Origin of the sequence: Nonomuraea gerenzanensis, from assembly GCF_020215645.1 — a bacterium.
In the GTDB taxonomy this organism is placed as follows: domain Bacteria; phylum Actinomycetota; class Actinomycetes; order Streptosporangiales; family Streptosporangiaceae; genus Nonomuraea; species Nonomuraea gerenzanensis.
The window spans coordinates 6,240,987-6,255,504 of the sequence record NZ_CP084058.1 but is presented as its reverse complement, the minus strand read 5'-3'; the positions used below and the strand labels follow the sequence as shown (position 1 = coordinate 6,255,504).

At 74.0% G+C, this 14,518-nt stretch carries 9 protein-coding genes; 4 read left to right on the top strand and 5 right to left on the bottom strand.

Features of this window, described 5'->3' with window-relative positions; genetic code table 11:
* Positions 1-62: 62 nt before the first annotated feature.
* The gene (locus LCN96_RS29340; protein ID WP_225265648.1) at positions 63-1,328 is read right to left on the bottom strand and encodes an alpha/beta hydrolase family protein; all 1,266 of its coding nucleotides are present in this window, start codon (positions 1,326-1,328) and stop codon (positions 63-65) included.
* A 157-nt stretch (positions 1,329-1,485) separates the two neighbouring features.
* Positions 1,486-2,415, bottom strand: coding sequence for an RNA polymerase sigma-70 factor (locus LCN96_RS29335; protein WP_225265647.1), 930 nt, complete (start codon positions 2,413-2,415; stop codon positions 1,486-1,488).
* 201 nt (positions 2,416-2,616) lie between these two features.
* On the opposite strand from LCN96_RS29335, the gene LCN96_RS29330 reads away from it, so the two are divergent.
* The 3 genes from LCN96_RS29330 (at position 2,617) to LCN96_RS29320 (ending at position 4,566) form a co-directional block, all read left to right on the top strand.
* On the top strand, positions 2,617-3,114 hold the full coding sequence (locus LCN96_RS29330) for a carboxymuconolactone decarboxylase family protein (protein ID WP_225265646.1): 498 nt from the start codon (positions 2,617-2,619) through the stop codon (positions 3,112-3,114).
* Positions 3,115-3,129: 15 nt separating this feature from the next.
* Positions 3,130-3,888, top strand: coding sequence for an SDR family oxidoreductase (locus tag LCN96_RS29325; protein ID WP_225265645.1), 759 nt, complete (start codon positions 3,130-3,132; stop codon positions 3,886-3,888).
* A gap of 87 nt (positions 3,889-3,975) precedes the next feature.
* Complete coding sequence (locus tag LCN96_RS29320) at positions 3,976-4,566, top strand: isochorismatase family protein (protein ID WP_225265644.1); 591 nt, start codon at positions 3,976-3,978, stop codon at positions 4,564-4,566.
* Between the two features lie 26 nt (positions 4,567-4,592).
* Here the strand turns inward: LCN96_RS29320 and LCN96_RS29315 are convergent, their stop codons facing one another.
* A complete protein-coding gene (locus LCN96_RS29315) occupies positions 4,593-5,228 on the bottom strand; it encodes a maleylpyruvate isomerase family mycothiol-dependent enzyme (protein WP_225265643.1) in 636 nt (211 codons plus the stop codon).
* A 50-nt stretch (positions 5,229-5,278) separates the two neighbouring features.
* Between LCN96_RS29315 and LCN96_RS29310 the strand changes: the two genes are divergently transcribed.
* A complete protein-coding gene (locus LCN96_RS29310; protein ID WP_225265642.1) occupies positions 5,279-5,887 on the top strand; it encodes a TetR/AcrR family transcriptional regulator in 609 nt (202 codons plus the stop codon).
* Positions 5,888-5,929: 42 nt separating this feature from the next.
* Here the strand turns inward: LCN96_RS29310 and LCN96_RS29305 are convergent, their stop codons facing one another.
* Together LCN96_RS29305 and LCN96_RS29300 are read right to left on the bottom strand one after the other, a co-directional pair.
* Entirely contained in the window at positions 5,930-7,009 is a 1,080-nt protein-coding gene (locus LCN96_RS29305) for a thioester reductase domain-containing protein (RefSeq protein WP_225265641.1), read from the bottom strand.
* Positions 7,006-14,508 (bottom strand): type I polyketide synthase, encoded by a 7,503-nt coding sequence (locus tag LCN96_RS29300; RefSeq protein WP_225265640.1) that lies wholly within the window; start codon positions 14,506-14,508, stop codon positions 7,006-7,008. Before LCN96_RS29300 ends, LCN96_RS29305 begins: the two co-directional genes overlap by 4 nt.
* Positions 14,509-14,518: the final 10 nt, after the last annotated feature.

The window sequence follows — 14,518 nt, the reverse complement described above, 5'->3', positions numbered from 1 at the left end:
CGGCGCTCCCCGCCCCGGACCGCCTCCGCAGCACGTCGGGCAGAACGCGGCGTCCTGCGCGCCTAGTCGATGAAGTCGATGTCCGGGTGCCGGGGGGATTCACCGTCGAACACCTGCCGGTCCCGTCCGCGCAGATGCAGATCAAAGAACGCGCCGACGTAGTCCCGCTGCGCGGCCAGCGACCGGCGGGGATCGATGGTCCCGATGAGCGCCTCACGCTTCTCCCGCGCCACCCGCGCGCCCAGCTGCGGCACGATGACCTGCAGATCGCTGTAGGCCAGGTGCGTGCTGCCGCCGCCCAGCAGCAGATCCCGCTTCCAGCCGCGCTGGCTCGCCCAGAAGTCCGCCCAGCTGCGGTCGAACGCCGGGTTGCGGTGCGTGTGCTCGAGCGGTTCCCCGTTCGCGCCCACGCTCATGGCGCCCATCAGGAGGAACGGCCGGTCCAGGCCGCGGCTGGCGACCTTGCCCGGCACGTAGGGGCTTCCCTGGGGATAGCCGATCGCGGTCGCCATGGCGCCGTCCAGGTTGATCCCGGCGTCCACCCGGCGGTCGTGCACCATCGTCTCGCCCGCCGTGAACCCGCCGTAGGAGTGCCCGAACGCGCCGACCCGGGACAGGTCGAGCGACCGGCCGAGCCCCCGGGGGAGCGGACGCTTGCCCGCGTCGGGGTTCGCGCCCCGGGCGATCCTCGTGAGCTGGTCGAGGACGAACCGGCTGTCGGCCACCCGGGCATCGAGCGCCTTCTTCTCGTGACCGGGGCTGTCACCCGCGGGCACCGCCGGCTCGACCCGCCCGCCGGGGAACTCGACCGCCGCGCTCTCGTAGGTGTGCGAGAACGAGACGACCACGTAGCCACGGCTCGCCAGATCATCGATGAGCCCCGTGTACGTCTCCCGCGGGCCCCCGAACGAGGGGGAGAAGAGCGCGACCGGCCTCGGAGCGCCGTGCGCCACGGGGACCCCGAGCTCGGCCCTGCGCTCGGCCGACGCCCAGTCGATGGAGCCGACCGGCAGCTCCAGGTAGTCCTCGCTCGCCAGCAACTGGTCGGCGACGGCGGCGACGCCAGGCGTCAGCCACGGTGCCCGCGGGCCCTCGGCGGACCGGTCCGCCGGGTAGGTGACGGTGACCATGAGCTCCCGGCGCCGCTCCGGCTTCCACGGATCGGGGCGGGACGGGTCGACGAGGTGGAGGTCGGCGGTGCCGACGTCGTACGGGCCGGTGAGGGCCGGCGCGGTCAGCCGGGCCTGGTCCGCCGCCATGGCGGGAACGGTCGTGGCGAGCCCGCCCGCGAGCGCGAGGCCCGCGATCAGCGCAGAACCCCGCAGCATCCTGGTGTGTCTCGATGACACGGCTGGAGCCCTTCCGGATCGGGGCGGCCCGGCGGTCGCCTGGCTCCGACTCTGGCAGCGCGCCGGCCCCGGGCGCATCCTCCTGCGGACGGAGCCGCGCCTCCTCCGTGAAGGGCAGCCGGCCCTGAGACGTCCCTCAGCGGCTCACGACGGTCTGCCGATCGATCCGCGACAGCTTCTCGGGATTGCGCACGTGGTAGGCGCCGGTGACGTGACCGTTGTCCACCCGCACCGCCACCACACCGTCGATCTCCCCGTCGACCCGCACGAGCAGCCCCGGGCCGCCGTTGATCTGCACCAGCTCGGCGGACCTCTTCGCATCCCGCTTCCACCAGCCCACGGCCAGCAGGCGGGCGACCCGGTCCGCCCCCACGACGGGCCGCAGCAACGCGTGCTTGATCCCGCCGCCGTCGCTCAGGGCGACGACGTCCGGCGCGAGGATGTCGAGCAGGCTCTGCAGCTCGCCGGTCTCGACCGCCCGCTGGAACGCCTGCAGGGCGGCGCGGTGCTCGGCCGGGGAGCCGCCGCCCCGTGGCCGGCGCGCGGCGACGTGGGCCCGGGCCCGGTAGGCGGTCTGGCGGACCGCGGACGGGCTCTTGCCGACGGCCTCGGCGATCTCGTCGTAATCCAGGTCGAACACCTCGCGCAGCACGAACACCGCCCGCTCGATCGGCTGGAGCGTCTCCAGCACCAGCAGCATCGCCATCGACACGCTGTCGGCCAGCTCCACGTCCTCGGCCACGTCGGGTGAGGTCAGCAACGGCTCGGGCAGCCACGGCCCGACGTAGGACTCCTTGCGCCGGCCGAGCGCGCGCAGCCGGTCCAGCGCCTGCCGGGTGACGATCCGCACCAGGTAGGCCCGCTCCTCCCGCACGCCGTCCAGGTCGATGCCCGACCAGCGCAGCCACGTCTCCTGAAGGACGTCCTCGGCGTCGGCGGCCGAGCCCAGCATCTCGTAGGCGACGGTGAACAACAGGTTGCGATGGGCGATGAACACCTCGGTGCTGCGGCCGGCACCGTCGAGCGGCCCCGGTGTGCCCGTCGTCCGTTCGCTGTGCTCGCTCATCGCCTGGCCCCTGACTGTCCGACTCAGCTCTATCACACGCATGAGACGCCGCCGCCGGCCCTTCCGTAACACCCGCGATCGGTGATCAACGTCACGTGACGACGCTGTTACGGGGGGCGGGCCGCCGTCGTCTCGTGGTCGTCAGGACGCCGCGTGAACGATCCGCGCGGCCCGCGACACCACGAGAAGGGAAGTCCCGCCATGTCCGCACCCACCACCGGTGAGCGCCGCTCACGCATGCCCAATCCCCTCCCGTTCGTCCCCGAGATGGCGCAGGTGGCCGAGGGCCTGCACAAGGTCATGAAGAACGGCTCGATCCCGCAGGTCACCGTCCACCTGCTGCAACTGCGCGCCGGGCAGCTGCTCGGCAGCACGTACTTCGCCATCAGGGAGACCGGCAACCTCCGCCGGGCGGGGGAGCCGGAGGAACGCATCACCGCCGTGGCGACCTGGCGGGACGCCACCTGCTTCACCGGCGCCGAACGCGTCGCGCTGGAGCTGGTGGAGGCGGTCCTGACGCCGAACCCGTCCGGCGAGCGCGTCCCCGACGAGCTGTACGCCAGGGCGGGCGAGCACTACGACGACAAGGCGCTGTGGACGCTCATCATGGCGATCGCCCACATCGGCTTCTTCACCCCCGCCGCCCTCATCGCCAAGCCGATCCCCGGCATGCCCCCCGGCCAGAACTACACCGACTAACCAGAGGCGGAACGCATGAGCATCACCAAGTTCGCGGTGGCAGGGGCGACCGGGCGGCTGGGCCGCCATGTCGTCGACGTCCTCACCGAACGGGGACACCACGTCGTCCCGATGTCCCGGGCCACCGGCGTGGACATCATCACCGGCGACGGCCTGGCCGAGGCGCTCACCGGGGCGGACGTCATCATCGACGTCGCCTCCTGGCACGCCTCCGACCAGGAGGCGGCCACGGAGTTCTTCCGCACCTCGGCCCGCAACCTGCACGAGTACGGCCGGCGAGCGGGGGTCGGGCGGATCGCCGTGGCGTCCATCATCGGCGTCGACAAGGCCACCGCCGGGTTCCTCGCCGCCAAGAAGGTGCACGAGCAGCTCCTCCTGGCCGGGCCGCTGCCCGTCCGCATCCTGCGGGCCGCGCAGTTCCACGAGTTCGTCGGCCAGCTGCTGGACTGGCAGCAGGGCGATGTCGCCCACGTCCCGGCGCTGCCCAGCCAGCTCGTGGCCTGCCGCGCCGTGGCCGAGGAGCTGGTCGCCCTGGCCCTCGACGCCGAGGAGCCGGCCCAGGGAACGCCGATCCCCGAGATCGCCGGACCCCGCCGGGAGACTCTGGCGGAGGCGGCCGCGCTCCTCGGCGCCCGCCGGGGCGTCAAGGTCGTCGGCGTGGACGGATCGGGCATGCCCGATGCCGGCATCGCCGCCGCGGGCGGGTTCCTGCCCGGCCCGCACGCCAAGCTCGCCGGCCCGACGTTCCAGGAGTGGCTCGACACCCACCGCTGAGCCCGGCCTCGTTCCCGGAGCTCCACGGCACCGGGCTGCGGGAACGAGGCGATCCCCCATCACCGCGTCACGGAAAGGGGCTCACTCATGCCCGTCACCACCCTCGACACCACCACCGCACTCGTCCTCATCGACCTGCAGAACGCCGTCGTCGCCCGCCCCGCGGCCCCCTACACCGGCGCCGAGGTGGTGGCCCGCGCGGTCGAACTGGCCGGCGCCTTCCGCGGCCACGGCGCGCCGGTCGTCCTGGTCCGGGTCACGGCCCGCCCGGACGGCTCGGACGCCCCCCAGGGACGCACCGAGATCCCGCGCCCGCCCGGCCCCCTGCCCTCGGGCTGGGACACCATCGTCGAGGACCTCGCCGGCCACCCCGGCGACATCACCGTCACCAAGCGCTCCTGGGGTGCCTTCTACGGCACCGACCTGGACCTGCAGCTGCGCCGCCGCGGCGTCACCCAGGTCGTCCTGGCCGGGATCGCCACCAGCATCGGCGTGGAGTCCACCGCCCGCGCCGCCCACGAGCACGGCTACAACGTCACGCCGGCGACCGACGCCATGACCGACCTGAACGCGCAGGCGCATCTCAACAGCGTCGAACGCGTCTTCCCGCTGCTCGGCGAGACCGCCACCACCGCCGAGATCATCGGCCTCCTGGCGAGGACCCGGCCCCGCAGCTGATCCACCGCTGCGGCCACCGGCCCCGCTCAGCCGGCGACGTGACGATCGCTCGCCTCCCCACGCAGCCGCCCGGGCGGCAACTTCCGGCCGTAGGCGAGCAGGAGCAGATCCTGCCCCGAGCCGACCAGCGGGATGCCGCTGCCGAAGGACCAGTCGAGGTCGTCGGCACGCAGCTCGACCCCGTCGAGGTCGGCGCCGAAGAACCTCAGGGTCCGGGGAGTGACCTGCTCCAGCAGGAGGCGGACGCGGTCCTCGGGGACGCGGCGGCCGAGGCCCAGGGCGACGGTGATGTCCAGCCCGTGGACCACGTCGTGGCCCAGCGCCGCCGCGATCCCGCCGACCGGCGGCTTCCAGGGGTGGTGCGCGTTGTCCCGGATCGCCCTGACCAGCTCGGCCGTGGACAGGGCGGCCGCGTCCTGCCGGGCCCGCCGGTCGGCCATCAGGTTGACGCGGCCTCCCGCCTTGACCAGCTCCAGCACCATCCGCGGCAGCGGGTAGCGGAAGCCCGTCGACAGGTGCGCCGCCACCTCCCGCACGCGCCACCCGGCGCACAAGGTCGGGGCGTCCCACTGGGCGGGCGACAGCTCGTCCAGCATCGCCGCCAGTTCGGTGCGCTCGGCGGCGATGGCGGCACGGACGGCGCCACTCGGGCGGGGATTCATGTATTCGGCCTCATCCATAACGAGATTACGGTAATAATAAGATTATGCGAATGACAAGGGCGGAGGCCAAGGAACACAACCGGCGGGCCCTGCTGGAGGCCGCGCGCCGCATCGTCGCCCGCGACGGCCACCGGGCCAAGCTGGAGGAGATCGCCGAGCAGGCCGGGCTGACCACCGGCGCCGTCTACTCCCTGTTCGGCAGCAAGGACGGCCTGCTGATCGCCCTGGTCACCGACCACCTCGGCCCGCACTACGACGGCTTCGAACAGGCCGTCTCCGCCGGCCTCGGGCTGGCCGAGGCAGTGGAGGTCTTCGCCCGCCACTACCGTGACCTGTGCGACGACCCCGATGCGCTGCGCCACCTGTCGTTCGAGATCAGCCTTCAGGACCTGGCGCTACGCGACCCCGAGCTGCGCCCCAGACTCGCCGCCTCCGTACGGGCGCACGAGGAACGCCTGACCGCGCTGCTGTCCGGCAGACCCCACGACGGGCGCCCCCTCACCCCGCGCCAGGCGCAACGCCTGGCCACGGCGCTGCGCGCGCTCCTGGTCGGCCTGAGCCAGGGCGTCATCCTCGGCCTCACCGGCACGGCCTCCGGCGAGTATTTCGCCGCCGCCGCCCGCGCCCTGGTCACCCCGGACGTGCTCGGCCACCCCTGAGGCCGCACAACTGGACCATGGACGCCCGCACCCCGGCAGCGGCTACACCTTCGGGATGAAGCCCCGTGCCGCGACGCCCTCCAGCATCCGGGTGAAGTACGCCCGGTCGAGCACGGGCTCCGGCAGCGGCGCCGCCGACGTCGTGAGGCGCGCGCGGGAATGCGGAGGCAGGTAGCGGGGCTCGGGGACCACCATGTACGCGATGCCCGCCCAGCACGCCAGAACCAGCCCGGCGGCCGGCAGGTGGGCATGGCGGAGCAGCTCCTGCTTCCAGGTGACCGGATCGACGGCCGGCAGGTCGTAGCCCGCCGCCCGCACCTGGTCGAAGACGAAGCCGACCGGGATCGGCTCCAGGAGGTTGGGATGGAAGACCCGCCCGGCCACCCCGGGCAGCCGGGACAGGTGCACGATCATCGCGGCGGTGTGGTCCACGGGCGCCCCCGGCATGGTGGCCGGGCTGTCCGGGGCGGCGCCCACCTCGACGGCGGCGCGGACCAGACGCGTCCACAGGTCGGTGTCGGAGAACTCCCAGTCGCGGCTGTGCCCCAGGATGGCGCCCGGCCGGTAGACGGTGACGGGCAGTCCTTCGGCGGCGGCCAGGCGCACCTGCTCCTCGCCGAGGAACTTCGTCTGGCTGTAACCGAACCTGCCGCTCATCGCCAGGACCGGCTCCGTGGTCTCGTCCACCTCCGCGCAGCCCAGCTCGCGGGCCGCGGCGAAGACCGCGACGGAGGAGACGTGGTGGAGCGCCTTGACCCGGCGATGGCGGGCGAACCGGACGACCTCTCGCGTCGCGGTCACGTTCCCCGGGAGGAGACTCTCGCGCGGGGCGGCCAGGTTCACCGTCGCGGCGCAGTGGTAGACGGTCTCCACCCGCTCGGCCAGCCTCGTGTGGACGGCCGCGGACAGGCCCATCCGCGGCCGGCTCAGGTCGCCGCGCACCACCGTCAGCCGTTCCTGGTCGAACGGCCCGCCCAGCCTGGTGAGATGGGCGCGCAACCGTTCGTCCGCGCCCTGGTCGGTACGGCCCCGCACCACGCAGCAGACCTGCTCCGACCGCAGCAGCAGCGCGCACAGGTGGCCGCCGAGGAACCCGGTGGCCCCCGTCACCAGGACGCTCACCGGGCACGCAGCCGGGTCAGGACCTGCCCGGCCAGCTCGGCGGCGCTGGCGGACGGCCCGATGGCCATGATCGGGATGTCGCAGCCGAGCCGGCGCCAGATCGCGCCCTGCAGCTCGGCCCGCATCAGGGAGTCGACGCCCAGCTCGTCCAGCGGACGCTGCGGCGCGATGCCGGCGGGCTCGGCCTGCAGCACCCCGGCCAGCAAGCGGATGACGGCGTCGACGACCAGCGACTCGGCCTCGTCACCGGCCAGCACCAGCTCGCGCAGGTCCGCGGCCGGCGCCACCGGGTCGGCCGAGCGCACGGCGGAGAACCTGGGCCTGTCCAGCGCGGGGAACAGCAGGCGGGCGCTGTCCCAGTCGACCGAGCCGACCAGGGCGACGTCCGCGTCCTGGGCGAGCAGCTCGCCGATCACCGGCAACGCGCCGTCCGGCTTCATCGGGCTGGTCCAGCGGGAGACGAACGCCTCGGCCTCGCTGGTGCGCGCCAGGTAGCCGACCTCGCCGATCGCTCCCCAGCCGACGGCCAGGCCGCTCGCGCCCCGCGCCCGCCGCGCCCTGACCAGCGCCTCGCAGAACAGGTTGCCGGCCGCGTAGTTGGCCTGCCTGACGTTGCCGACCGTCGCCGTCACCGAGGAGAACAACACGAACAGCTCCGCCGACGGCACCAGCCGGTCCAGCACCAGCGCCCCGCGCAGCTTCGGCTCCAGCGCGGCCAGCAGCAGCGGCGGCGTCAGCTCCGCCAGCGGCGCGTCCTGCAGCACCATCGCCGCGTGCACCACGCCCTTGACCTCGGGTCCGGCTATCGCCCGCATCGCCTCCAGGTCGGTGACGTCGGCCCGGTGCGCGGTCACCCGCACCCCCAGAGCGGTCAGCGACGCCACGGTCTGCCGCGCCTCGGGCCCGTCGAGGCCGCGCCTGCCGGTCAGCGCGATCCGCTTGGCGCCCTGCCGCGCCAGCCAGTGCGCCGCCCGCGCGCCGAACCCGCCCAAGCCGCCGGTGACCAGATAGACCGCCTCCGGATCCAGCCCGCGCGCCGCCACGGCCGGGGCCGACGGCTCGAACTCGATGACGAGCTTGCCGACGTGCCGGGAATGCCGCATCTGGTCGAAGGCCTCGGCGACGCGCTCCTCCGGGAAGCTCCGGTACGGCAGCGCCCGATAGCCGCCCTCCTCGACCAGCCGCGCGATCTCCCCGAACTGCCGGTGCACCACGCCGGGCACCCGTTCTGCGAGCTGCTTGAGATCGACGGTGACGAACGAGACGTTTCCGCGCAGCAGCCGCAGCGCCAGCCTGCCGTCGGAGAACAGCTCGTGCTTGCCCAGCTCGACGAAGCGGCCACGGGGACGCAGCAGCTCCACCCCGCGCGCCAGGCCGTCACCGGCGAGCGAGTTCAGCACCACGTCCACGCCCCGGCCCGCGGTGATGTCCCTGACCTCGGCGGCGAAGCGCAGGCCGCGCGAGTCCAGGACGTGCTCCACGCCCAGCATCCTGAGCAGGTCACGCTTGCCCGGCGTGCCCGCCGTCGCGATCACCCGGGCTCCGGCCAGCCTGGCGTGCTGGATCGCGGCCAGGCCCACGCCGCCGGAGGCGCCGTGCACCAGCACCGTCTCGCCGGGCGCGAGCCGTACCGCCTCGTCGGCCAGCGCCAGGCGCACGGTCAGGAACGCCACGGGCAGCGTGGCGGCCTCACCGAACCCCATGGTGTCGGGGATGCGGGCCAGCGCGTCACGTTCCAGCACCACATGCGAGGCGAGCGGATGCTCGGCGGCGGCGAACACGCGGTCACCGGGAGCCAGGTCGTCGACCTGCGCGCCGACCGCGCTCACCACTCCCGCGCAGTCGAAGCCGTAGACCCGATCGAGGCCGGGCCCGCCCGCCGCGTCCGCGGGCAGCCTGCCCAGCGCCCACAGCACGTTGCGGTAGTTCACGCCCGCCGCCCGGACCTCGACCGTCACCTGACCCGGGCCCGGGACGGGCACCGCCATGGGCGCCCAGTCCAGGCGGTAGGCCGGCCCCTGGTTGCGCAGCCGCAGAACCCGAGGCTCCGCGCCGCGCGCCACCGGCTCCGGCGCCGGCCGCAACCGCGGCACGAACCGGCCGTGCGCGGTCAGCACCACCTCGTCCTCCTCGCCGTCGCGCGCGAGCAACTCGGCCACGAGCCGCTCGGCGTCGCGCGCGCCACGTTCCAGCGAGATCTTCCGTACGGTGAGCCCGGGCATCTCGTTGGCCAGGCAGCGGGCGGCTCCCCACAGGGCGGCGTCGCCGGGGAAGTCCGGCCGCTCCGGGGCGGGGAACGTCCCGGACGGGCGGGTGATGAGCCACAGCCCGGAGTTCGGCTCCAGGGCGGCGGCGATCGCGCCGAACGTCGTGGTGGCCGAGACCACCCGCTGCGCGCAGGCCGCCGGGTCGGCGTCCGCCGTGGCGTGCTCGCCGTCGAGGAGGTAGACGACGTGGCGTGCGTGCCCCGGGCCGGGGGAGACGGCGGCCCGGGCGCCCGTCCGGGTCAGCCCGGCCGCCACCGCTTCGGCCAGCGCCTGGTCGCGGCCCGACTCGGTGACGATCAGCCAGTCCCCTCCGGCGGCGGGCGTCGGGCAGTCATCGGCTGTGACGGGCGTCGGCCGGCCCTCGGCTGCGGCGGGTGTCGCCCAGTCCTCGGCAGTGGCGGGCGCCGGGGGAGCCGTGTCGGCTCTCGGCTCGCGGGTGGCCACGAAGAGCGCGGTGTCGATGCCGGCCGGCTCCTCCTCCGCGCGCAGCTCGGCAGGCTCCGCGAGCCCGCACCGCGGCAGCAGGCGCAGCCAGTCGGCCGCCCCGGCCAGCGGGCCGGCGGGGCGCAGGGCGGTGTCGGTGGCGGACCACCAGCCGTCCAGCAGTCCGAAGATCATGGTCGTCGGGCCCGCGTCGAGCGTCTCGCCCAGCAGCAGGAAACCATGATCGTCCAGCAGGCCGGCGATCCGGCCGAGCGTCGCCTCCAGGTCCGAGGTGGCGTGCACCACGTTGGCCGCGACGACGACGTCGAAGCCCGCCTCCAGCTCCGGGCAGTCCTCCTCCAGGTCCAGCACCCGGTAGTCGACGAAGTCGAAGCCCTTGAAGCGGGCGGCCGCCGAGGTGAGGAAGGCAGGGGACAGGTCGGTGAAGGTGTAGCGGGCGCGCTCGGGCGGCAGCTCGGGCAGGAGGGCGGCGGTCATCCCACCGGTCCCGGCGCCCACCTCCAGCACGCGCAGCGGACGGCCGGCGGGCCAGGCGGCCACCAGCTCCGCGAGCACGGACCGGGCCAGCAGATTGGCGGGGCGCAGCACCGGGCCGCTGTCGTAGAAGTGTTCGGCGGCCTGGAGCCCGCCCTGCGGGAAGACGACCTCGACGGCGTCCTTGGCGCCCAGCAGCACCTCGGTGAGCTGCCGGCCGCATCGGCCGAGCAACTGCAGCTCCGCCGCGTACTCCGGGAAGTCGAACAGGGCGCCGGCGAAGATCGGGCCGGGGCCGGGACGGCCGGTCACCCGCCAGGCCCCCTCACCCGCCGGCTCGCACAGCTCGCCGGCCTGCGCGCACAGCGTACGGGCGAGCCGGACGTACTTCGGCTGCATCCCGGCCGAGACCAGGGCGTCGAGGGTCCAGCGGTCACCGGCCAGGTCACGCATCGCCTGGACGGTGAAGTGGGCGGCCAGCCGTTCGTAAGCGGTCATGAACCGTAGGTGCCGGTCGCGGCGGGCCAGCAGCCGCTCGCGCAGTCCGAGCCGGTGCGGTTCCACCGCGGCGAGCAGGTCCGTCATGGTGAGGCCCGGGTCGGTCGTCCTGCCGGGTCGCGGGGCCGCGCGCAGGACGGTCACGTGCCGCGCGGGTGCCTCCTCGCCGGGCAGGCGGCGCACCCGGCAGCCGGTCACCTCCATCACGGTCACCCCGGAGGTGTCGGTGATGGTGACGTCCACGATCGCCTCGCGCGGGTCGGTGCGCGGGCGGAGCCGGGCGTGGACCAGGCCCGTGCCCGGTGGCTGCCGCCACAGCCTGACGCGTTCGAAGGAGATCGGGACGTAGGCGGTGGGTTCTTCGCCGGATCGCCACAGGATGGCCAGCCCGGTTTGCAGGGCGCCGTCGACCAGTGCGGGGTGCGCCTGGTAGGCGGTGGCCGGTTCGGTGAAGCGGTACTGGCCGAGTGCTCTTGCGCCCGAGACCCGCACACTGCGCACTCCGCGAAACGATGGGCCGTAGTCGAGGCCGGCTCGGGCCGCCAGGGCGTAGTGCTCTTCCGCGCCGAGCTCCACCACAGAGTCCTCGATCGTGCCCGCGCCCTCGATCGTGCCCGCGCCCCCGATCGTGTCCCCGACCGAGTCCCCGGCCAGGCCGGCCACCTGCGGCACGGCGGCCGTGACGGCCCGGCGCACCTGGCAGCGCGCATGCACCTGCCACTCCTCCCGCCCACCGGTCCTGGAGGCGATCCGCACCCTGCCGTCCTCGGAGACCGAGACCTGGACGTGGGGAGCCTGCTCCTCAAGGATGGCCAGCGGACGCAGCACCTCCAGGTCCACCACCTCGACCGGCCCGTCGAGCGTCTCCGCACCGGCCGCGAGGGCCATCTCGACGAACCCCACCGCGGGGACCACCACGGCCCCCGCCACCCGATGATCGCTCACCCACGGCACCCTCGCCGGGTCCAGCGGAGCGCTCCAGGTCGGATCCAGCGTCTGCGCCCGCGCACCGAGCAGCGGGTGCTCCAGACGCGGCGCCCACCAGTCGGCCTGGCCGTTCCAGTGGCGTTCGCGTTTCCAGGGGTAGGCCGGCAGGTCCACCACCCGCCCTGGACGGGGGAAGAACGCCGTCCAGTCGGCCTTCGCCCCGGCGGCGAGCAGGGCGGCGACAGCCGTACGGATCGCCGGCGCGCCCGGCCTGTCGCGCCGGAGCGTGGGCAGGACGGTGACCTGCCGGCCGGCCCGCTTCAGGTAGGTCTGCAGGACGGGGTGCGGGCCGACCTCCAGGAAGATACGGAAGCCGGCGCCCGCCAGATGGGCGGCGGCCGGACCGAAGAGCACCGGCCGGCGCACGTTGCGCCACCAGTACGCGGCGTCCAGCGGACCGTCGACCGGCCGGCCGGTGACCGTCGAGATCATCGGGATGCCGGGGGAACCGGGACTCAGCCCGGACAGCGCCTCGGTCAGTCCCGCCTGAACGGGGTCCATGGCCCGGCTGTGGAAGGCGAAGTCCACGGCGAGGCGGCGGAAGAAGACGCCGGTGCCCGCCAGCTCCACCGCCAGCCGTTCCAGCGCCTCACCGGAGCCCGCGACCGTCACATCGCGCTCGCCGTTGATCGCGGCGATCTCGAGGTCGTACGGTTCGATGGCTTCGGCGGCCTGGTCGAAGGGCAGGCCCACCGCGGCCATGCCGCCCTGGCCCATGGTCAGCTGCTGGGCCCTGCCGCGTTCGGCGCAGAGCAGGACGGCGTTCTCCAGGTCGAGGGCTCCGGAGGCGCAGGCGGCGGCGATCTCTCCGACGCTGTGCCCGAAAACGACATCAGGCACCAGGCCATGATTTCTCAGGACCTGGAGGAGGCCCATCTGCATGGCGAAGATCGCAGGCTGGCCCACTTCGGCGGTCGCCAGCCGGGACCGGCTCGCCGGGGCGGCCAGCTCGGCTTCCAGCGACCAGGTCACATGCCTGGACAGCAGCTTGCCGATGTGCCTGATCGTGGCGCGGAACTCAGGGTCCGTGGCCATGAGATCGTCGGCCATGCCGGGCCACGGGGTGCCCGCGCCGCCGAAGGCCACGGCGATCCTGCCGTCCTGCTCGGCTGCCGCCGGCTGGGCCTCCCGGAGCAGGGTGGCGGTCTCCGCCGGGTTGGCGGCGAGGACCGCAATGCGGTGCTCGCGCAGGCCGCGGCGGCGGGTGAGGGTGTGGGCCAGATCGTAGAAGTCCTCGGGCCGCGTCGTCTCGCACTGGTCGGCCACGCGCAACGCCAGCTCCGTCGCGGCAGCCGGGGTCCGCCCGGAAACGATCACCGGCACGGCTCGCGCCACCGCTCCCGCCACACCGTCCAGCGGCGCCCCTTGTCGCGGCGGCGTGTCCGGCCGCGCCACTCCTGGCCATGCCGTTTGTGGTGGCGCTGCCTGTGGCGGTGCCGTTGGTGGCGGTGCTGCCTGTGGCGGTGCGGTTGGTGGCGGTGCTGCCTGTGGCGGTGCTGCCTGTGACTGCGTGGCTCGTGGCGGCGCGGCTCGTGACGGCGCCGCTGGGGACGGTGGCGCGGCCAGCAGGGCGTGAGCGTTCACCCCGCCGAAACCGAACGAGCTCACCCCGGCCAGCGCCCGCCCCACCCGCGCGACGCTCCGCAGTTCCCGGACCGGCGACAACCGCAACCCCGCCCAGTCGACGGCCGGATTCAGCACCTCGGCATGCAACGAGGGCGGGATCTGCCCGTGCCGCAGCACCAGCAGCGCCTTCATCAGCCCCGCCATGCCCGCCGCCGACTCCAGATGCCCCATATTGGACTTGATCGACCCGATCGGAAGCGCGTTGCCCGGCGAACGGCGCACCCCCACGGCCCGGCCCACCGCCTCGCACTCGACGGGATCCCCGACGGGCGTGCCGGTGCCGTGCGCCTCCCAGTAGACCAGGTCGTCCACCTCGACGTCCGCGTACATCCGCTCAAGGAGCCGCGCCTGGCTCTCCACGCCCGGATGGGTCAGGCCGGGCGTGCGGCCGTCGGCGTTGGTGCCGGTGTCCAGCAGGACGGCGTGGACCCGGTCCCCGTCGGCCTGCGCGCCGGCGAGCGTCTTGAGCACGACCATGCCCGCGCCCTCCCCGCGTACGTAACCGTCGGCGTCGGCGGAGAAGGCCTGGCACCGGCCGCGGGCCGAGAGCATCGAGGCCTGGGACAGCCCGACGAACGAGGCCGGGTCGAGCAGCACGTTGACGCCCCCGGCCAGGGCGATCGCGCACTCTCCCGAACGCAGGGCCTGGGCCGCCTGGTGCAGCGCGACCAGCGCGGAGGAGCAGGCGGTGTCGATGCCCTGGCTGGGACCGCGCAGATCCAGGCAGTAGGAGACCCGGTTGGCGGTGTTGCCGAAGGTCCATCCGGCGACGGAGTAGGCGTTGAGGCTGGCGGGGTCGCGGCACTGCAGGTTGCCGTAGTCGCCGTTGAACACGCCCACGAACACCGCCGCCCCGGACCCCGCCAGACCGGCCGGGTCGATGGCGGCGTCGTCGAGCGCCTCGACGGCGAGCTCCAGCATCAGCCGCTGCTGCGGGTCGAGCCGGTCGGCCTCCTTCGGCGCGATCCCGAAGTAACCGGCGTCGAACCCGGCGAGATCGTCCAGGAACGCCCCCTGGGCGGTGTAGGTCTTGCCGCCCCGCCTCGTCCGGCGATCGAGGAACCACGCCGGATCGAACCGATCGGGAGGCACCTCCGTCACCAGATCGCTGCCCGCGACCAGCGCCTCCCACAGGCTCTCCAGATTCTCGATCCCGCCCGGCAGCCGGCAGCCGACTCCCACGATCGCCAACGGTTCCCGCATGACCCTCCGT